Source organism: Pseudomonas batumici, assembly GCF_000820515.1.
Taxonomy (GTDB): domain Bacteria; phylum Pseudomonadota; class Gammaproteobacteria; order Pseudomonadales; family Pseudomonadaceae; genus Aquipseudomonas; species Aquipseudomonas batumici.
This window is the reverse complement of the sequence record NZ_JXDG01000018.1, coordinates 192,332-210,829: the sequence shown is the minus strand read 5'-3', so window position 1 is coordinate 210,829 and position 18,498 is coordinate 192,332. Positions and strand designations below refer to the sequence as shown.

Genomic DNA, 18,498 nt, shown 5'->3' with positions numbered 1-18,498 from the left:
GGGCCGCCGTAATGATGGAACCAGAGAAAAGCCAATAGATGGGCGAGAATGATCGCCAGCAACAACACACCGAACAGGCGTCCGAACAGCGTGTCGAAGCGTGCGCGCATCAGCCGATTTCTCTCGCGTCGAACAGGTAGCCTTCACCCCGCACGGTCTTGATCAGTTGCGGCGATTTCGGGTCGTCGCCGAGTTTCTGTCGCAGCCGCGAGACCAGCAGGTCGATGCTGCGGTCGAAGGCCTCGATGGAGCGGCCGCGGGCGGCATCGAGCAACTGTTCGCGGCTGAGCACCCGGCGCGGACGTTCGATGAACACCCAGAGCAGGCGGAACTCGGCGTTGGACAGCGGCACCACCAGCCCGTCGTCGGCGATCAGCTGGCGCAGCACACTGTTCAGGCGCCAGTTGTCGAAGCGGATATTGGCCCGCTGCTCGGTGCGGTCGTCACGTACCCGGCGCAGGATGGTCTGGATCCTGGCCACCAGTTCGCGAGGCTCGAAGGGCTTGGCCATGTAGTCGTCGGCCCCCAGTTCCAGGCCGATGATCCGGTCGGTGGGTTCGCAACGGGCGGTGAGCATCAGGATCGGGATGTCCGATTCGGTGCGCAGCCAGCGACACAGCGACAGGCCGTCTTCGCCCGGGAGCATGAGGTCCAGCACCACCACGTCGAAGGTTTCGAGCTGCAAGGCCTGGCGCATGCCGGCGCCGTCGGTGACACCGGTGGCCTGGATGCTGAAGCGTGCCAGGTAGTCGATCAGCAGTTCACGGATCGGGATATCGTCGTCGACGATCAGCGCGCGGACATTCCAGCGCTTGTCATCGCCCGGCGAGAGCGGTTTGTTGACATCAGCCAGAGGAGCGGGAGTGTTCTGCATGCGTGCGATTATCTACCGGTAGGCGGCCAACCACCAAGAGGGGCCGCGAGATTGTTGCAGGATAGGTACCCGGCCAGCAGGCGCGCGTCCCTTTCAAGTGTAGCTGCGCAAGAAGCTACAGGCGGCGCATGTTGGCCGCTTGTCGGTTATGTATCGAAACCGACACAGTGAGTTTCCTTCGCGTCCTCCATTTCTTGGCGGGCCTGCGGATTCTAGGGTGTAACGCCTGCGTAAACTCACTCTTTACGCCTTCTTTACGCATCGCCCCGGGCGTCGCCCTCGTTCCTTTACGGCCTCCCTCACGACAATGAACCCCACACGCGGCCATTGCCGTACCACGGGGAAAATTCCATGAGCATTCTGGACGGGGTGTCACTGCTGTTGGCTGTGGCGCTGTTCATTTATCTACTGGTTGCGCTGTTGCGCGCGGATCGGAACTAGGAGCGGCAGGTATGCACAGTTATGACTATTTGCTGATCCTGGCGTTTCTCGTGCTGGTGCTTGCGCCGGCACCGGCATTGGGGCGGTTCTACTACAAGGTGATGGAGGGCCAGCGGACCTGGCTGACGCCGCTGTTCGGGCCGGTGGAGCGGGCCTGTTATCGGCTGTCCGGGGTGGATGCCAACAGTGAACAGAGCTGGCAGAAATATGCCCTGGCCTTGTTCGCCTTCAACCTGGCGGGATTTGTGCTGCTCTTCGCGATCCTGCTGTTCCAACAGTACCTGCCACTCAACCCGCAGAATCTGCCGGGCCTGGAGTGGACCCTGTCGTTCAACACCGCCATCAGCTTCATGACCAACACCAACTGGCAGAGCTACAGTGGGGAAGCCTCGCTGAGCTACCTGAGCCAGATGGTCGGCCTGACCGTGCAGAACTTCGTCAGTGCCGCCACCGGCCTGGCCGTGCTGGTGGCGCTGTGCCGCGGTATCGGTCGGCGTTCGGCGGCGACCCTGGGCAACTTCTGGGTCGACATGACCCGCGCCACGCTCTACGGCCTGTTGCCGCTGTGCCTGGTGCTGGCGCTGTTCCTGGTCTGGCAGGGCGTTCCGCAGAGCTTCGCCCACTACGTCAATGCCGTGACGATGCAGGGTGTGGACCAGGTCATCCCCCTGGGACCTGCGGCCAGCCAGATCGCGATCAAGCAGTTGGGCACCAACGGCGGCGGTTTCTTCGGCGCCAACTCGGCCCATCCGTTCGAAAACCCCACCGCCCTGAGCGACCTGCTTGAACTGGTGTCGATCATCCTGATTCCGGCGGCGCTGGTGTTCACCTTCGGGCATTACGTCAAGGACCTGCGCCAGAGCCGGGCGATCATGGGCTGCATGCTGGCCCTGCTGCTGATCGGCGGCGCGGTCTCGCTGTATGCCGAGTATCAGCCGAACCCGGCGCTGCATCATCCGCTGGTGGAGCAGACCGCTCCGCTGGAAGGCAAGGAAACCCGCTTCGGCACCACCGCCAGCACGGTCTGGGCGGTGACCACCACGGCGGCGTCGAACGGTTCGGTCAACGCCATGCATGACAGCCTCAACCCACTGAGCGGGATGGTGTCGCTGGTCAACATGATGGTTGGCGAGGTGATCTTCGGCGGTGTCGGCGCGGGCCTCTATGGCATGTTGCTGCACGTGCTGACCGCGGTATTCCTCGCCGGCCTGATGATCGGCCGCACCCCGGAATATCTGGGCAAGAAGCTCCAGGCCAGGGAAGTGCAACTGCTGGTGGTGACCTTGCTGGTGATGCCGGTGGGCACCCTGGTACTGGGCGCGATTGCCGCCAGCCTGCCAGGACCTGCCGGCGCGATCAGCAACCCGGGGGCGCATGGCTTCAGCCAACTGCTGTACGCCTACACCTCGGCCAATGCCAACAACGGCTCGGCGTTCGGCGGCTTCAGCGGCAACACCGCGTTCCACAACCTGATGCTGAGCCTGAGCATGCTGCTCGGTCGCTTCGGTTACATCGTCCCGGTACTGGCCCTGGCCGGCAGCCTGGCGATGAAGAAGACCGCACCGGTCGGCCAGAACAGCTTTCCGACCCATGGCCTGCTGTTCGTCACGCTGCTGACGGTGACCATCCTGCTGGTGGGGGGCCTGACCTTCCTGCCGACGCTGGCACTGGGACCAATTGCCGAACAACTGAGCATGGCTGCTTTTGGGCTGAAGAGCTGAGGAATCAATGATGAATATGCCTCTACCCGCAACAAAACCGGCTGTGGTGGAACAGCCCAAGACCGCGATTTCCGCCCTGTGGCGTCCGGCCCTGGTACAAGCCTTCGTCAAGCTCGACCCGCGCCAGTTGCAACGTGCACCGGTGATGTTCGTGGTCGAATTGACCGCGGTCCTGACCACGCTCCTGTGCTTTGTGCCGGACTCTGCGGTTTCGACCTTTATCGCCGCCCAGATCGCCCTCTGGCTGTGGTTCACCGTGTTGTTCGCCAACTTTGCCGAGGCCCTGGCCGAAGGCCGTGGCAAGGCCCGCGCCGATAGCCTGAAGGCCGGCAGCGAAGGCCTGGTGGCCCATCGTCGCAAGGCCAACGGCAGCTTCGAGTCGGTCCCGGCCGCCAACCTGCGCAAAGGCGACGTGGTGCGCGTATCCGCCGGGGAAATGATTCCCGGCGACGGCGAGGTGATCGAAGGGATCGCCGCCGTCAACGAAGCGGCCATTACCGGTGAGTCCGCGCCGGTGATCCGTGAGTCCGGCGGCGACCGCTCGGCGGTCACCGGCAATACCCGCCTGGTGTCCGACTGGTTGATCGTGCGCATCACCGCCAACCCCGGCGAGTCGACCCTGGACCGCATGATCGCCCTGGTGGAAGGCGCCAAGCGGCAGAAAACGCCCAACGAAGTGGCACTGGACATCCTGCTGATCGGCCTGACCCTGATCTTCCTGCTGGTGGTGGTGACCCTGCAGCCCTTCGCCCATTTTTCCGGTGGCAGCCTGCCGCTGGTGTTCCTGGTGGCGTTGCTGGTGACCCTGATCCCGACCACCATCGGCGGCCTGCTCTCGGCCATCGGTATCGCCGGGATGGACCGCCTGGTGCGCCTGAACGTGATCGCCAAATCCGGTCGTGCGGTGGAAGCGGCGGGTGACGTGCATGTGCTGTTGCTGGACAAGACCGGCACCATCACCTTCGGCAACCGTCGCTGCACGGCGGTCTATGCCACCCCTGGCGTCAGCGCCAAGGAACTGGCCGAGGGTGCCTTGCTGGCCTCGCTGGCGGACGACACCGCCGAAGGCAAGTCGATCGTCGAGTACCTGCGCGAACTGCATCCGCAGAACGAACCGGCGGCGGCCGAACTGACCGCCGTGCCGTTCAGCGCCGAGACGCGCCTGTCGGGTGTCGACTACCAGGGCCGGGTGTATCGCAAGGGCGCGGTGGATTCGCTGTTGGCCTTTGTCGGCCAGAAGCGTAGCGATCTGTCGCCGGTGCTGTCCCGGGAGATCGACCGGATCGCCCAGAGTGGCGGCACGCCGTTGCTGGTCTGCGCCGACGGCAAGCTGCTGGGGGCCATCCATCTGAAGGACGTGGTCAAGCCGGGCATCCGTGACCGGTTCGCCGAGCTGCGCAAGCTGGGTATCCGCACCGTGATGGTGACCGGCGACAACCCGCTGACCGCGGCGGCAATCGCGGCAGAGGCGGGGGTTGACGACGTGCTGGCCGAGGCCACCCCGGAGAAGAAGCTGGCGCGCATTCGCCTGGAGCAGAACGACGGTCGTCTGGTGGCGATGTGCGGTGACGGTGCCAACGACGCCCCGGCACTGGCCCAGGCCGACGTCGGCATGGCGATGAACGACGGCACCCAGGCGGCACGCGAGGCGGCGAACATGGTCGACCTCGACAGCGACCCGACCAAGTTGCTGGACGTGGTGCAGATCGGCAAGGAATTGCTGGTGACACGAGGGGCCTTGACCACCTTCTCGATTGCCAACGACGTGGCCAAGTACTTCGCCATCCTGCCGGCGCTGTTCGCGGCGATTTATCCACAGCTGGGGGTGCTCAACATCATGCACCTGGCCAGCCCGCAGAGCGCGATCCTGTCGGCGATCGTGTTCAACGCGCTGATCATCGTGGTGTTGATCCCGCTGGCCCTGCGTGGCGTGCGGGTGCAGGCGGCGAGTGCCGTGCACCTGTTGCGGCGCAACCTGCTGATCTACGGGCTGGGTGGGATCGTGGTGCCGTTCGTGGGGATCAAGGCCATCGACATGCTGCTGACGGCGTTGCATCTGGTGTGAGGCGTTTTCCTGTAGGAGCCGGCTTGCTGGCGATAGCGGCCGATCAGGCGATGCAAGGCTCACTGGCCCCATCGCCGGAACGCCGCCCGCAGCAAGCCGGCTCCCACAGATTGTTGTGTACCCCTGAATTCGAGGAATTGAACATGTCCAGTGTAGTGCGTCCGGCCTTGAGCCTGTTGGTCCTGATGAGCCTGATTACCGGTGTCGCCTATCCCCTGGTGGTCACTGGCGTGGCCCAGGTCGCGTTCCCGGAACAGGCCAATGGCAGCCTGGTGCGCGATGCCGACGGCAAGGTCCGTGGCTCGGCGCTGATTGCCCAGGATTTCACCGGTGACGCCTGGTTCCACCCGCGGCCTTCGGCGGGGGCCTTCGCCACCGTGCCCAGTTCGTCCAGCAACCTGAGCCCGAGCAACCCGGCCCTGGCCACGCGGATTTTCGACGACGCGACCAAGCAGGCGGTGCCCGGACAGGGGCCGGTGCCCTTGGCGTTGTTGACCACTTCGGCCAGCGGCCTCGATCCGCACTTGCCACCTGAGGCTATTCGCTATCAACTGGCGCGGGTTGCGCAGGCGCGCAACCTGCCGGCGGCGGATGTCGAGAGACTGGTTGAAATGCATATCGAGCAACCGCTGATTGGCCCGCCGGTGGTCAATGTGCTTGCATTGAATGCGGCCTTGGCCGAAGTCTCGAAATAGCGCCACAGGCACCAGAGAGAGTCCAGGACATGAGTGATTCCGGTCGCGCCGATGCGCTCCTAGCAGAACTGCCCCGCGAAGGTCGCGGCCGGCTCAAGGTGTTCCTTGGCGCCTCGCCCGGCGTCGGCAAGACCTACGCCATGTTGCAGGCTGCCCATACCCAACTGCGCCAGGGCGTGAAGCTCCTGGCCGGGGTGGTGGAAACCCACGGCCGCGCGGAAACCGAGGTGCTGCTCAGCGGCTTGCCGCAGCAGCCTATGGTGCGCTCCGAGTATCGCGGCGTCATGCTCGAGGAAATGGACCTCGACGGCCTGCTCAAGGCCAAGCCGAAACTGGTGCTGGTCGATGAACTGGCCCACAGCAACGCCCCCAACAGCCGTCACGTCAAGCGCTGGCAGGACGTCCAGGAATTGCTGGCCGCTGGCATCGACGTGTTCACCACGGTCAACGTCCAGCACCTGGAAAGCCTCAATGACCAGGTGCGCGGCATTACCGGCGTGCAGGTGCGCGAAACCCTGCCGGACTGGGTCCTGCAGGAGGCCGACGAACTGCTGCTGATCGACCTGCCGCCGCGTGAACTGCTGGAGCGCTTGCGCGACGGCAAAGTCTATGTGCCGGAGCAGGCCCGCGCCGCCATCGACGCGTTCTTCAGCCAGACCAACCTCACCGCGTTGCGCGAACTGGCCATGCAAACGGCCGCCGCCCAGGTGGACAACGATCTGGCCCTGGGCTACCGGACCCTCGGCCAGTCGGCGCCGGCCCTGCGCGGACGCTTGCTGGTGGGGGTGGACGGCGATTCCCAGGCCGAGCGCCTGGTGCGCCATGCCAGTCGGGTCGCCCAGCGCCGCCATCTGCCCTGGAGCTTGGTGCATGTGGACAACGGCAGGGTCCGCGACGAGCCGTCGCGCCTGCGCCTGCAAAGCGCCCAGCAACTGGCCGAGCGCCTCGGTGGCGAAGTGGTGTTGCTGCGCGCCGGGGAAGTGGCCAAGACCCTGATTCAACACGCCGCCGAACGTCGGGCCAGCCTGGTGCTGGTGGGGCAGTCACGCCAGCGCTGGCGTCGGCGCGTGTTTGGCGGAGGCCTGGCCGCGCGTTTGTTGCGCAGCTCCCACGGGCTGGAAATCAACGTGCTGGACCGCGACGAAGAACAACATGTCGCGCGGGCCCGCGCCCCGCAAGCGGTGGTCTGGTTCGACTACGCGATGGCGCTGGTGGCGACGATCCTGGCCACGGCCCTGGCCTGGGGCGTGGCGAGTCTCCTGCCGTTGCCGAATATCTCCCTGGTGTTCCTCGCCGCCGTGTTGCTGGTGGCCGTGCGCAGCAGCCTGGGGCCTTCGCTGGCCTGTGCGGTGCTGTCGTTCCTGAGTTACGACTTCCTGTTCACCCCGCCGAAATTCTCCTTCGCCATCCAGCGCGAGGAGGATGTCCTGACGCTGCTGTTTTTCCTCCTGATGGCGGTGCTCACCGGTAACCTCGCTGCCCGCCAGCGGCAGCAGCTGGAGGCCCTGCGCGATACCCAGGAAGAAACCAGCGAACTGCTCGACCTGTCGCGCAAACTGACGGCGGCCACCGATCGCCAGGCGGTGATCAGCGCCGCCTCCCAGCACCTCAGTGGTTGGGAGGAGCTGCAAGTGTGCCTGCTCAACCGCGACGGCCAGGGTGGCTGGAAAGTCGAGACCGGCGGCCCGCAGACCTTCTCCGAATCCGAGCGGGCCGCCGCCGACTGGGCCTGGCAGCATGACCAGCCGGCGGGCATGGGCACCGGGACCCTGCCGTTCGGGCGCTGGTGGTGGTGGCCGCTGTCGGTGGAAGAGGGACCGATGGCCCTGTTGGGGGTGCGTCCCAAAGACGGTCAGACCTTGAGCGGGCAGCGCCGGCGCCTGTTGACCGCCCTCAGCCAGCCGCTGGCCCAGGCGCTGGCCCGGGCCCAGTTGGCCGACGACCTCGAGGCCGCGCGCCTGCATGGCGAAACCGAACAACTGCGCAGTGCCTTGCTGGCTTCGGTGTCCCATGACCTGCGCACCCCGTTGACCTCCATGCGCGGCAGCATCGACAGCCTGTTGGCCCTGGGCGAGGCGATTCCCCCGGAAGATCGCCAGGAGCTGCTGGAAGGCACCCGCAACGAAGCCGAGCGCCTGGACCGCTATATCCAGAACCTGCTGGACATGACCCGCCTGGGCCATGGCGCATTGAAGCTCGCCCGCGACTGGGTCGCGCCGGCGGATATCATCGGCAGTGCGCTGAACCGGCTGCGGGCGGTCCTGGCGCCCTTACAGGTCAGCACCGAGTTGCCGGCGGAGTTGCCGCTGCTGTATGTGCACGCGGCGCTGATCGAGCAGGCGCTGATCAATGTCATGGAAAACGCCGCGCGCTTCTCGCCACCCCAGGGGCGCCTGCAACTGTGCGTCGGTACCACCGACAAGGAGCTGTTCTTTTCCGTCAGTGACGAAGGACCGGGGATTCCACTGGATGAGCGGCCCAAGATCTTCGACATGTTCTACACCGCCGCCCGCGGCGATCGCGGCGGGCAGGGCACGGGCCTGGGCCTGGCGATCTGCCAGGGCATGGTCGGCGCACACGGCGGGCATATCGGCGTGGATGACGGCATCGACGGCCACGGCACCTGCATCAGCCTGTTCCTTCCTCTGCAGGAGCAACCGGGCATTGAAAGTGAAGCCTGATATGCTTTGGCTACCGATTGCCACGATACCAAGACCATGACCCAGACCGCGACCATCCTGGTCATCGACGACGAGCCGCAGATTCGCAAGTTCCTGCGCATCAGCCTGGTGTCCCAGGGCTACAAGGTGCTGGAAGCCGGCACCGGCGGCGAGGGCCTGGCCCATGCGGCCTTGAATAAACCGGACCTGCTGGTGCTCGACCTGGGGTTGCCGGACATGGACGGCCAGCAGGTGTTGCGCGAGTTTCGCGAATGGTCCATGGCACCGGTGCTGGTGCTCTCGGTGCGGGCCGGCGAGGGGCAGAAGGTCGAGGCGCTGGACGGCGGGGCCAACGACTACGTGACCAAGCCATTCGGCATCCAGGAATTCCTCGCGCGGATTCGTGCCCTGTTGCGCCAGGCGCCCAGCGGCGAGGCCCAGGAGGCGGCGTTGGACTTCGGTCCGCTGACCATCGACCTGGCCTATCGACGGGTGCTGCTGGATGGCGCGGAGGTGGCGCTGACCCGCAAGGAGTATGCGGTACTGGCGCAGCTGGCACGGCATCCCGGGCGGGTGATCACCCAGCAGCAGTTGCTCAAGGATATCTGGGGGCCGACCCATGTCGAGGACAGCCACTACCTGCGGATCGTGGTCGGGCATCTGCGCCAGAAACTGGCGGACGACCCCACCGCGCCGCGATTTATCGTGACCGAGGCGGGGGTCGGTTATCGGCTACTGGATAGCCAGGCCTAGCGGCCTTCTTCCTCGTAGCGATCCAGTGTATCGCTGGCAATCTCGCGCCCCAGGGCGATCAGTTCCGGTGCCTTGTAGAACTCGAAGAACCGGCACACCCTTTTCGGCACGTTGATCAGGATGTCCGGCGGATAGCCGGCGATCTTGTATTGCGCCAGCGAGGTCTGCATCACCTCGAAACTCTGGTTGATCAGGTCCAGCAACGACGCAGGTCCGACGTTGTCGATGATCACCGAGCCGGTGGCGGACTTCGGCGCACCATTGTCTTGCGCTGCGGCGGCGGCCTGCCGGACTTGCGGTTCCGGGCCGTCGAGCCAGGGATTGTCCAGCTGTGCGGCCTCTCTGGCGAGGGTCTGCTGTTCCAGGCGCAACAGCTCCTCGGCCTGTTTACGCCGGAACGGCAGGCGCGAGCCCATGGAGCTGAGCAGGTTGTTGAAGCGACTCTTGAACGCCGGCGGCCGCTGGATCACCGGCAGCTTGTACTGCTTCTGGTTGGTGGCGTTGAGGTTGACGGCGATGATCAGGTCGCTGTGGCTGGAGACCACCGGCACGATCGGCAGCGGATTGAGAATGCCGCCGTCCACCAGCATGCGGTTGCCCTGCATCACCGGGGTGAACAGGCTGGGAATCGCCGCCGAGGCGCGCATCGCCTGATGCAGGCAACCTTCCTGGAACCAGATTTCCTGCTGGTTGGTCAGGTCGGTGGCGACGGCGGTGTAGGGGATGCGCAGGTCCTCGATATTGACCTCGCCGACGATCTTGCGGATCTGCCCGAAGACCTTTTCACCGCGCATGGCGCCCAGGCGAAAGCTCACGTCCACCAGGCGCAGCACATCCAGGTAGTCCAGGCTCTCGATCCATTGGCGATACTGGTCGAGTTTGCCGGCCGCGTAGATGCCACCGACCACCGCGCCCATGGAGCAGCCGGCGACGCAGGCGATGTCATAACCGCGTCTCTCGATTTCCTCGATGACCCCGATATGGGCATAACCCCGGGCCCCGCCCGAGCCCAACACCAGCGCGACGCGTTTTTTCATGACTCGATCCTTGAACAACCCTTTGCTAACAATGCACCTCCAGGACGGCGGCTACAATCGGGACGTGGGCTGTTTTTTGGCCTGGGGGAGCGGATCGACTGCACTAAACTTCATCTTGATTGGTTAAGCTTGAGGCAGGCCAAGGCACTTTTTGCCCGGCGCACCGTCTTAACCTGCACGATTGTTTATTTTCCTGAGGTGTCATTGATGAAAGCCTGGATCTGTGTGCCATTGATCGCGTTGGCCTTGGCCGGTTGCGCGGGTAAATCAGCCTACCGAGAAAGCTGTGGCACACAGCTGGACGCCGCCTGGCGTGAGCTGGACCTGGCCAAAGCCGAGGGCTTTGCCGGGACCGTGAGCTACTCCAAGGCGCTGTCGCTGTTGACCGGGGCCAAGACCCAGCAGCAGTTCGAAGCCTACGAGGGCTGCACCAACAAGGCCGAGAAGGCACGCTTCTACATTCGTGAGTCCCGCGCCGGACGTTGAGCCCCTCTGATGATTGATGGCCGAACACGGTAATATCCCCGGCTTCTTCCCCAGTTCGGATGTCTGCCCATGCGCAGTAAGCTGGAAGCCTGCCTGCAGGCCGTCAATCAGGTGGTGTTGGGCAAGGATGCACAGGTTCGCCTGGCCCTGACCTGCCTGCTGGCCGACGGTCATCTGTTGATCGAAGACCTGCCCGGCATGGGCAAGACCACCCTCGGCCACACCCTGGCCAAGGTCCTTGGCCTGGGTTTCCAGCGTATCCAGTTCACCTCCGACCTGCTGCCCAGCGATATCCTCGGCACCTCGGTGTTCGACAAGGACAGCGGGCAGTTCGTGTTCCATCCGGGACCGATCTTCGCCGAACTGGTGCTGGCCGACGAAATCAACCGGGCCACGCCCAAGAGCCAGAGCGCGTTGCTCGAGGCCATGGAGGAAGGGCAGGTGACCCTCGAGGGCGCCACCCGTCCGTTGCCGTCGCCGTTCTTCGTGATCGCCACGCAAAACCCCAGCAGCCAGGGCGGCACCTTCGCCTTGCCGGAGTCGCAGCTCGATCGCTTCCTGATGCGGGTGTCCCTCGGCTATCCGGCCCGGGCCGCGGAAAAGGCCCTGCTGCAAGGCGTGGCGCGGCGTGACCTGCTGCCAAGGTTGCAGCCGATCCTCAGTCATGCCGAGCTGTCGGCGTTGCAACAGCAGGCCAAGCAGGTGCGCACCAGCGATCCGTTGGTGGACTACGTGCTGCGTCTGGTCGGCGCGACCCGCGATCAGCCGCAATTCGCCTGGGGCCTGTCACCCCGGGCCAGCCTGGCGATCCTCGCCGCCGCCCGGGCCTGGGCCCTGTTGGCCGGACGCGACTATGTCATCCCGGAAGATGTCCAGGCGGTCTTGCCCTCGGTGGTCGGCCATCGCCTGCGCGAGCGCGCCGACCCCGCCGGGCAGGGCGGCGGCGCCCTGGTGCAGTGGCTGCTGCGCGAGGTGCCGGCGCTTTGATCCGGCGCCTGCGCGGGCTCTGGCAGGCCTGGCTGGTGCGGCGCCTGCCGCCCTCGGCGCGGGTTCAACTGACCCAGCGGCAGATCTTCATCATGCCCAATCGCGCCGGTGGCGTGTTTGCGGCCCTGTTGGCGCTGGTCCTGATGGTCGCCATCAACTACCAGAACAGCCTGGCCTACGCCCTGTGCTTCCTGCTGCTGTCGGTGTTCATCGTGGCGATCCTGCATACCTGGCGCAACCTGCAGGGGCTGGTGCTCAGCGCCGGGACCGGGCCCGCGGTGTTTGTCGGCGAGCAGGCGCGTTTTGTCGTGCGCCTGGAAAGTGCCGGGAAAGCCCATCAGTCCATTGGCCTGGGCTGGTCGAGGCAGACCGTGCACAACGTCGATGTGCCGGCCGCGGGCTTCCGTGAACTGGAGTTGAATCGACCGACCCAGGTCCGGGGCTGGCTGCACGCGCCGCGCATCGGCGTCGAGAGCAGCTTCCCGCTGGGGATCCTGCGGACCTGGAGCCGGCTCGACCTGGGCCAGAAGGTGCTGGTTTATCCACAGCCCCTGGAAGGTGAGCTGCCGACCCTGGCCAGTGTCAGCGCCGATGACCCGGAGGAGGGGGCCCGTGCCCATGGCGTGGGTGTCGACGACTATCAGGGGTTGAAGACCTACCAGACCGGCGACTCCTGGCGGCGGCTGCACTGGAAAGCCTACTCGCGGGGGCAGGGCCTGTTGATCAAGGAGTTCGCCCGGCTCGATGGCCGTGAGCTGTGCCTGGATTTCCTCGCCCTGGGGGGCGATGTCGAGCAACGTCTGTCGCGCCTGTGCTATTGGGTGCTGGAGCTGTCCCGGCGCGAGGCGGCGTTCTCCCTGCGCCTGCCCGACCGCGTGCTGGCCAGCGACAGCGGTGCGGCCCATTGCGAAGCCTGCCTGCGGGCCCTGGCGCTGTTCGGGAAAAGCCCATGAGCAGCGCGCCGCTGATTTCCCGCGCCAGCCTGGTCTGGCTGCTGGTGGCCCAGACCCTGGTGATGCTGCCGTTCTGGTTTCATGTCCCGCCGTGGATGCTGGCGCTGTGGCTCGGTTGCACGGTTTGGCGGGTCCAGGTCTACCGCATGCGTGCGCGTTTTCCCGGGCGCCTGATGGAAGGGCTTCTGCTGCTGGGCACCATCACCGGCATCTGGCTCTCGCGCAGCAGCCTGATCGGGCTGGACGCCGGGGCGGTGCTGCTGGTGGCGATGTTCATCCTCAAGCTGGTGGAGACCCGCACCCGCCGCGATGCGCTGGTCCTGATTTTCCTCGGGCTGTTCTGTGTCGCGGTGGCCTACCTGTTCGAGGACAGCTTGCCCTGGGCGTTCTACAGCCTGTTGCCGGTGGGGGCGCTGCTGGCGGCCTTGATCGGTTTGCAGCAAGGGCCGGCGACCCGCCCCCTGGCGACCTTGCGACTGTCCACGACCTTGTTGTTGCAAGCCTTGCCGCTGATGCTCCTGCTGTTCCTGTTCTTTCCCCGTATCGCGCCGCTCTGGTCGTTGCCGTTGGCCGTCGACAAGGCGCAGAGCGGCCTGTCCGAGAGCATGTCGCCGGGGGATGTGGCCGAGCTTGGGCGTTCCGCGGAACTGGCCTTTCGCGCCAGCTTCGACGGCCCCCCGCCGGCGCGTCGCGACCTGTACTGGCGGGCGCTGACCCTGGAGCAATTCGACGGTCGGCGCTGGAGCCAGGCGCCGGCGATTGCCTACAGCCAGGCCCCGAAATGGCAGGCCGACGGCGAGTCCTGGCGCTACAGCATCATCCTCCAACCCAGCGGTAAACCCTGGTTGCCGGCGCTGGATGTGGCCCGTACCGATCAGGCGGATGTGCACCAGTTGGCGGACTATCGCGTGCAGCGCCAGCGTCCGCTGCAGCAGGCGTTGCTGTATCGGGTCGAATCCTGGCCGCAGGTGGTGCGCGATCCGCAGCTCAATGAACGGGCTCGGCGCCAGGCCCTGCAATTGCCGGCCCAGGGCGATCCGCGCAGCCGTCAGTGGGCGGTGCAGCTGCGGCAACGTTATCCACAGCCCCAGGCGCTGGTGGCGGCCCTGCTCAGGCACTTTCACGACGAGCCGTATCACTACACCCTCAAGCCGCCGACCTTGGGCACCGACAGTATCGATGGCTTCCTGTTCGACAGCCGCCAGGGTTTTTGCGCGCATTACGCCGGGGCCATGACCTTCGTGTTGCGGGCGGCGGGGATTCCGGCGCGGATGGTGGCCGGCTATCAGGGCGGTGAGTGGAATCCGGCGGGCGGCTTCCTCACGGTGCGTCAGTTCGATGCCCACGCCTGGGTCGAGTACTGGCAGGACGGGCAGGGCTGGCGCAGTGTCGACCCGACCTACGCGGTGGCCCCGCAGCGCATCGACCAGGGGCTGGAGCAGGCCCTGGCGAGCGACGAGGATATGCTCGGGGCATCGCCCCTGTCGCCGCTGCGCTACCGCCACCTGACCTGGCTCAATGACCTGCGCCAGGGCTGGGATAATCTCAATTACGGCTGGCAGCGCTGGGTCCTCGGCTATCAGGGCGAACAGCAACTGCAACTGCTGGGGCGCTGGTTCGGTGGCCTGGCCGGCTGGGTCCTGCCGGTCGGGCTGGTGCTGATCCTGGGCTTGCTCTCGCTGCTGTTGCTGCGTCCCTGGCGGAACCGGGTCGATCCGGCGCTGCGCTTGTTCGCGATCTTTGAAAAGCTGCTGCGCAGGCAGGGGCTGGTGCGTGAACCCGGTGAGGGTCCGCTGGCTTTCGGCGAACGGGCGGCCTTGCAGTTGCCGCATCAGGCCGAAAATATCCGTGCATTTGTCCAGGGTTTCGTTGCCCGGCGCTATGCTGAACGAACCCCGTCGATGGATGCATTGCAACAGCCGTTGCGGTCATTGCGTCGCAGTCTTGGAAGTTCGATTTGGGAGTGAGTGTCGAATGTCTGCCCTGGTGGATGAAGTGGTGGCTCAGGTCGTGAGCCTCGAAGTGCGCTTGTTGGCGTGTCATGCGCGAGTGGATGCGCTGACCGACGAGGAAGGCCTGCATGACTTGCGCACCACGGTACGGCGCCTGCGTAGCCTGTTGCGGCCCCTGCGTGGCTTGCCGGGTGTCGAACAGGTCGAGTTGGCGGCGCAGCGGGTCGGAAACCTGACCACACCGATCCGCGACCGCGAAGTGCTGGCCGCCTACCTGCACCGGCAGGGGCATCACGTGGCGGCGGCGCGGCGCACGGCGCAGTTGTCCGAGGATTATTGGGCCGTGGCGCGCAGTACCGAGTTGAAACAGTTATTCGACATGCTCGATGCCTTCCCGCGATTCCTGCGTGCTTCGCAGCATCAGGGCCTGTTGCGCAAGTTGCGCAAACGCATCGAAAAACGCCTGGATAAACAGTGGGAGGCGCTGGATGAAGCCTTGCACGATCCGCTTCATGACCGCCATCGGCTGCGCCTGCTGATCAAGCGGGTGCGCTACGCCGCCGAAGCCTATCCGCAACTGAACCGCTTGCCGGCGGCGGCGATCAAGGGTCTGAAGTCGGCCCAGGAGGCGCTGGGTGACTGGCACGATTGCTGGCAATGGCTGCTCCGGGCGGAACATGAAGCGGACCTGCAAGCCTGCATCACGGGATGGCGCAGGACCATGACCCTGGCCGAGAGCAGGGCCGACAGGGTGCTGGATCGGTTGAGCGAGACCTGTTTCAGCTGACGGGCGACGGCCTGTTTGGCGGCTGCTTTGGCTGGTATGGGCGCTGTATGCCCCGAATGAGCTGGTTACTATTGCGCAGGACTTTTTCCAGCCGAGGTGTGCATGCGCTTTTCAGATTTGCTCGATGCGGTTCGTCGCCAGCCGAGGGGGCTTTCCATTCCCGCCGATTGGGCGCAGGGGCGGGCCACGTTCGGTGGCCTGGTGGTGGCGCTGCAATACGAGGCGATGCGCGCCCGGGTCCCGGCCGAGCGCCCGTTGCGTTCGCTGGCGGTGACCTTTGTCGGGCCGGTCGAGCCGGGGCTGGCCGTCGACTTTGAAGTGGAGGTGCTGCGCGAGGGCAAGGCGGTCAGCCAGGTGCTGGGCCGGGCCGTGCAGAACGGCCAGGTGGTGACGCTGGTGCAGGGCAGCTTCGGCGCCTCCCGGGAATCCGTGGTGAATGTGCCGGCCGAGCCGGCGCCGTCGTTCAAGCACTGGGACGAATGCCAGGAGCTGCCGCATGTCCCCGGGGTGATGCCGGAATTCATGCGTCATCTGTCGATGCGCTGGGGCGTCGGCGGCATGCCTTTTACTGGCAACAAATCCCGCGAGATGGGCGGTTGGGTGCGCTTGCGCGGGTATATCCGGCAAGAACCGTTGACCGAGGCGCACCTGCTGGCGCTGGTGGATGCGTGGCCGCCGGCCTTGTTGCCGCACCTGGGCAAACCGGCGGCCGGCAGCACCCTGACCTGGACGGTGGAGTTCGTCCAGCCGTTGCTGGAGCTCGATACCCTGGACTGGTGCCAATACCGCGCGGTGATCGAGCATGCCCGCGATGGCTACGGTCATGTGGCGGCGGCGTTGTGGAGCGCGGATGGACGGCTGATTGCCTTGAGCCGGCAGACCGTTACCGTGTTCGGCTGATATAGGCGGTGACTGTTACATCGCTATCGTCAGCAATCGAGCGTCGACCGGCCGCTCCCACAGGTGCGAGGCCCGGCGATAGTTTTGTGTTGGAACACGGACCTGTAGGAGCCGGCTTGCTGGCGATGAGGCCGGCAAGCCTTGCGTCGGTTGTCCGATCGCTATCGCCGGCAAGCCAGCTCCTACAGGTGCGAGGCCCGGCGATAGTTTTGTGTTGGAACATGGACTTGTGGGAGCCGGCTTGCTGGCGATGAGGCCGGCAAGGCTTGCATCAATCGCCAGCTCCTACACAAAACCGTAGCGGTTCAGGCTTCCAGCGCCAGGCGCTGGCCTTTGCTGCGCAGGCTGAACGCAGCCACCAGGCCCAACACGCCGACGGCGAAGTTGGTCGGGTTCTCGGCGAACACCCCGGAACTCACCAGCAGGAAGGACAGCGCGAACAGGATCACCGCCAGCACTTGCATGCCTTCGCGGGTGCCATCGTGCGACGCTTGGGGAGCAACCCGCCATTGCCAGGCGGGGAAGTTGGGGTGACGTTGGCCCATGGTCTTGTCCTCTGTTCGGGTAGTCGGTGAACAGAGATTAAGCCGGGCCGACGGCCAGCGCGAATCAACTCTTCCTATCGATCCTATAGTTTGAGCTGGCCAATGGCCTTGCTCAGCTCTCCCGCCAGCTTGGCCAGGTCATGGCTGGTGGTGGCCGAGTCCACGGTCTGCTGCACGGTGTTCTCGGTCACGTCGCGGATGCTCACCACCGCGCGGTTCATTTCCTCCGCCACCTGGCTCTGCTGTTCAGCGGCCACGGCGATCTGGGTATTGCTTTCGCGCATCTGGGCCACCGCGCCGGTGATCTGGGCCAGGGCCTCCCCGGCTTCCTGGGCCTGTTGCACACAGTCGTCGGCCTTGAACGAGCTTTCCTGCATGAAGTCCACGGCGTCGCGGGTGCCGGCCTGCAAGGCGGAGACCATGGTGGTGATTTCGTCGGTGGAGGTCTGCACCCGCTTGGCCAGGTTGCGCACTTCATCGGCGACCACCGCGAACCCGCGGCCCATTTCCCCGGCCCGGGCCGCTTCGATGGCGGCGTTCAGCGCCAGCAGGTTGGTCTGTTCGGCGATGCTGTGGATCACGTTGACCACGCCATTGATCTTCTGGCTGTCCTCGGCCAGTTGCTGGATCATCACGGCGGTCTGCTGCACGCCGCTGGACAGCCCGGTGATGGACTGCTGGACCCGGCTGACCACCGCCTGCCCGCTGCCGGCCAGGCCGTCGGCGGTTTGCGACAGGTCACGGGTGGCACCGGCGTGCTGGGCGATGTGATAAACGGTCGCCGACATCTCGTTGATGGCCGTGGCGGCCTGGTCGGTTTCGCTCTGCTGGCCGAGCATGCCGTGGCGCACGTCGTTCATGCTCGAGGCCAGGCGCGCGGCGCCGACATCCAGTTGCGCCGCGGTGCGCGCCACCGTGCCGACGACCCGCTGGTAGCCGGCCTGCATGGCATTGAAGGCGCTGGCCATTTGTCCGACTTCGTCCTTGCACGCCAGCGGGACACGGGCCGAAAGGTCACCGCTCTTCTCCACATGGAGCATCACGTCCTTGAGGGTATTGAGCTGGCTGAGCAGGAAGCGGATCAGCAACTGCGAGGCGCCGAGCATCGCCAGCATCAGGATGAACACCGCCACCGCATAGTTGGCGAAACGCTCGCTGAACACCTGGGCCAGGCTGGGGGCATAGGCGAGTACGGCCACTTGCTGATCGCCATGGCCGAGCACTTGCGCGCCGAGCAGCGGGTTGTCGCCGAACAGCGGCATATAGTCGTAGGCGACCCAGCCGCTGGCGTCCTTCAGGCGCGGCAACATCTGGCCCTTGAGGGTAGGCGTTTCGCCGGCCTTGAACGCCAGCAGGTTGTCGGCTTCGGGCCAGGCCTTGCCTTCGGGCCAGCTGGCGAGCAGGCGGGCCTGGGCCTGGGCCGCGCCGCGCGCGGCGTCGGTGCGGGCCTGCTGTTCCAACTGCACGGCGTACAGCACCAGGAGCAGGGTGGTGACGAAAGCGACCGCGTTCACGGCCCAGAACTTGTACTTCAGCGAGATATTGCTAAGCCAGGCACCCATGGAAGGTCTTCTCTGATTGAGCGGAAACAGTTTTGGCAAGGTGCCATTATTGTGCCGCTACCCAGGAAGACGAGTGTTGA

At 65.5% G+C, this 18,498-nt stretch carries 16 protein-coding genes and 1 pseudogene; 12 read left to right on the top strand and 5 right to left on the bottom strand.

Translation table 11 applies throughout. From position 1 onward, the window contains the following. Together UCMB321_RS30640 and UCMB321_RS09075 are read right to left on the bottom strand one after the other, a co-directional pair. Positions 1–110: pseudogene (locus UCMB321_RS30640) on the bottom strand (two-component sensor histidine kinase); the annotation flags it as partial. Beyond that, a complete protein-coding gene (locus UCMB321_RS09075; protein ID WP_040065506.1) occupies positions 110–874 on the bottom strand; it encodes a response regulator in 765 nt (254 codons plus the stop codon). The gene UCMB321_RS09075 and the pseudogene UCMB321_RS30640, both read right to left, overlap by 1 nt. Before the next feature lie 351 nt (positions 875–1,225). Here UCMB321_RS09075 and kdpF point away from each other — a divergent pair, with 351 nt between their 5' ends. The 6 genes from kdpF (at position 1,226) to UCMB321_RS09045 (ending at position 9,209) form a co-directional block, all read left to right on the top strand. After that, positions 1,226–1,315, top strand: coding sequence for a K(+)-transporting ATPase subunit F (gene kdpF / locus UCMB321_RS09070; RefSeq protein WP_017128001.1), 90 nt, complete (start codon positions 1,226–1,228; stop codon positions 1,313–1,315). Between the two features lie 11 nt (positions 1,316–1,326). Further along, the gene (gene kdpA, locus UCMB321_RS09065; protein WP_040065504.1) at positions 1,327–3,036 is read left to right on the top strand and encodes a potassium-transporting ATPase subunit KdpA; all 1,710 of its coding nucleotides are present in this window, start codon (positions 1,327–1,329) and stop codon (positions 3,034–3,036) included. A gap of 16 nt (positions 3,037–3,052) precedes the next feature. After that, on the top strand, positions 3,053–5,101 hold the full coding sequence (kdpB, locus tag UCMB321_RS09060; RefSeq protein WP_425338544.1) for a potassium-transporting ATPase subunit KdpB: 2,049 nt from the start codon (positions 3,053–3,055) through the stop codon (positions 5,099–5,101). 143 nt (positions 5,102–5,244) lie between these two features. Next, positions 5,245–5,796, top strand: a complete 552-nt coding sequence (gene kdpC, locus UCMB321_RS09055; RefSeq protein WP_040065568.1) for a potassium-transporting ATPase subunit KdpC — start codon at positions 5,245–5,247, stop codon at positions 5,794–5,796. A 29-nt stretch (positions 5,797–5,825) separates the two neighbouring features. Then, a complete protein-coding gene (locus tag UCMB321_RS09050; protein ID WP_040065502.1) occupies positions 5,826–8,477 on the top strand; it encodes a sensor histidine kinase in 2,652 nt (883 codons plus the stop codon). Between the two features lie 36 nt (positions 8,478–8,513). Then, positions 8,514–9,209, top strand: a complete 696-nt coding sequence (locus UCMB321_RS09045; protein WP_040065566.1) for a response regulator — start codon at positions 8,514–8,516, stop codon at positions 9,207–9,209. On the opposite strand, the gene UCMB321_RS09040 is transcribed toward UCMB321_RS09045, so the two are convergent. Continuing rightward, complete coding sequence (locus UCMB321_RS09040) at positions 9,206–10,246, bottom strand: patatin-like phospholipase family protein (RefSeq protein WP_040065501.1); 1,041 nt, start codon at positions 10,244–10,246, stop codon at positions 9,206–9,208. The genes UCMB321_RS09045 and UCMB321_RS09040 overlap by 4 nt on opposite strands. 207 nt (positions 10,247–10,453) lie before the next feature. On the opposite strand from UCMB321_RS09040, the gene UCMB321_RS09035 reads away from it, so the two are divergent. The 6 genes from UCMB321_RS09035 to UCMB321_RS09010 all read left to right on the top strand — a co-directional run bounded on the left by UCMB321_RS09035 (position 10,454) and on the right by UCMB321_RS09010 (position 16,311). After that, positions 10,454–10,732: a hypothetical protein gene (locus UCMB321_RS09035; RefSeq protein WP_040065500.1), complete on the top strand. Its 279-nt coding sequence runs from the start codon at positions 10,454–10,456 to the stop codon at positions 10,730–10,732. 69 nt (positions 10,733–10,801) lie between these two features. After that, positions 10,802–11,719 carry an AAA family ATPase gene (locus UCMB321_RS09030; RefSeq protein WP_040065499.1) on the top strand — a complete coding sequence of 306 codons (918 nt, stop codon included), beginning with the start codon at positions 10,802–10,804 and terminating at the stop codon, positions 11,717–11,719. After that, the gene (locus UCMB321_RS09025; protein ID WP_052451109.1) at positions 11,689–12,672 is read left to right on the top strand and encodes a DUF58 domain-containing protein; all 984 of its coding nucleotides are present in this window, start codon (positions 11,689–11,691) and stop codon (positions 12,670–12,672) included. Before UCMB321_RS09030 ends, UCMB321_RS09025 begins: the two co-directional genes overlap by 31 nt. Beyond that, on the top strand, positions 12,669–14,639 hold the full coding sequence (locus UCMB321_RS09020) for a transglutaminase TgpA family protein (protein WP_040065496.1): 1,971 nt from the start codon (positions 12,669–12,671) through the stop codon (positions 14,637–14,639). The genes UCMB321_RS09025 and UCMB321_RS09020 overlap by 4 nt, the downstream gene beginning before the upstream one ends. 7 nt (positions 14,640–14,646) lie before the next feature. Continuing rightward, a complete protein-coding gene (locus UCMB321_RS09015; RefSeq protein ID WP_040065494.1) occupies positions 14,647–15,411 on the top strand; it encodes a CHAD domain-containing protein in 765 nt (254 codons plus the stop codon). Between the two features lie 102 nt (positions 15,412–15,513). Continuing rightward, positions 15,514–16,311 (top strand): acyl-CoA thioesterase, encoded by a 798-nt coding sequence (locus UCMB321_RS09010; RefSeq protein WP_040065491.1) that lies wholly within the window; start codon positions 15,514–15,516, stop codon positions 16,309–16,311. A 305-nt stretch (positions 16,312–16,616) separates the two neighbouring features. Here the strand turns inward: UCMB321_RS09010 and UCMB321_RS09005 are convergent, their stop codons facing one another. Both UCMB321_RS09005 and UCMB321_RS09000 read right to left on the bottom strand, forming a co-directional pair. Next, positions 16,617–16,856 (bottom strand): hypothetical protein, encoded by a 240-nt coding sequence (locus UCMB321_RS09005; protein WP_040065565.1) that lies wholly within the window; start codon positions 16,854–16,856, stop codon positions 16,617–16,619. An 83-nt stretch (positions 16,857–16,939) separates the two neighbouring features. Continuing rightward, a complete protein-coding gene (locus UCMB321_RS09000; RefSeq protein ID WP_040065489.1) occupies positions 16,940–18,418 on the bottom strand; it encodes a methyl-accepting chemotaxis protein in 1,479 nt (492 codons plus the stop codon). Positions 18,419–18,498 lie beyond the last annotated feature (80 nt).